Origin of the sequence: Kineococcus glutinatus, assembly GCF_039542765.1 — a bacterium.
Taxonomy (GTDB): domain Bacteria; phylum Actinomycetota; class Actinomycetes; order Actinomycetales; family Kineococcaceae; genus Kineococcus_A; species Kineococcus_A glutinatus.
On sequence record NZ_BAABIL010000342.1, the window covers coordinates 1 to 729 of the forward strand.

Annotated in this window: 1 protein-coding gene; it reads left to right on the forward strand. The window is 80.9% G+C overall.

All coding sequences use genetic code 11. The features are described from left to right. Positions 1 to 729: DNA polymerase (locus ABEB16_RS13165; protein ID WP_345712703.1), on the forward strand; the 729-nt coding region annotated here is incomplete at both ends.

Genomic DNA, 729 nt, shown 5'->3' on the forward strand with positions numbered 1-729 from the left:
CGGCCTGCGCCGTCATCCGCCCCGAGCCGGAGTCCGCCGCGCCCCACGCCCCGCGCAACCCCGCGCAGGTGCTCGCCGCGCTGCGCGACCTCGGCCTGGACCTGCCCGACACCCGCGCCTGGCGGCTGGAGCGCTTCCGCGACGCCCACCCCGTCGTGCCGGCGCTGCTGGCGTGGCGGCGGGCGGAGCGCACCGCCACGACGTACGGCTACGGCTGGCTGGACCGCCACGTCGGCCCGGACGGCCGGTTGCGCGGGGCGTGGGGCGCGGCGGACTCCGGCTCGGGGCGGATGACGGCGCAGGCCGGGCTGCACAGCGTGCCGGCGGAGCTGCGCCCGGGGGTGGCGGCCGAGCCCGGGCACGTGCTGGTGCGCGCCGACCTCGGGCAGGTGGAGCCGCGGGTGCTGGCGGCGGTGTCGCACGACGCGGCGCTGGTGGCGGCGACCGGCGACGACGACCTGTACACGCCGGTGGCGCGGCAGCTGGGCTGCGACCGCCCGACGGCGAAGGTGGCGGTGCTGGCGGCGATGTACGGGCAGACGTCGGGCACGGCGGGGCAGGCGCTGCGGCGGATGGAGGCGGCCTACCCGCGGGCGCTGGGGTACCTGCGGGCGGCGGAGGCCGCGGGGCAGGAGGGCCGGGACCTGCGCACGGCGGGCGGGCGGGTGCTGCGGCTGGCGGACGACGTGGAGGCCGGCGGTGACGCGTTCGGCCGGGGCCGGTTCGCGC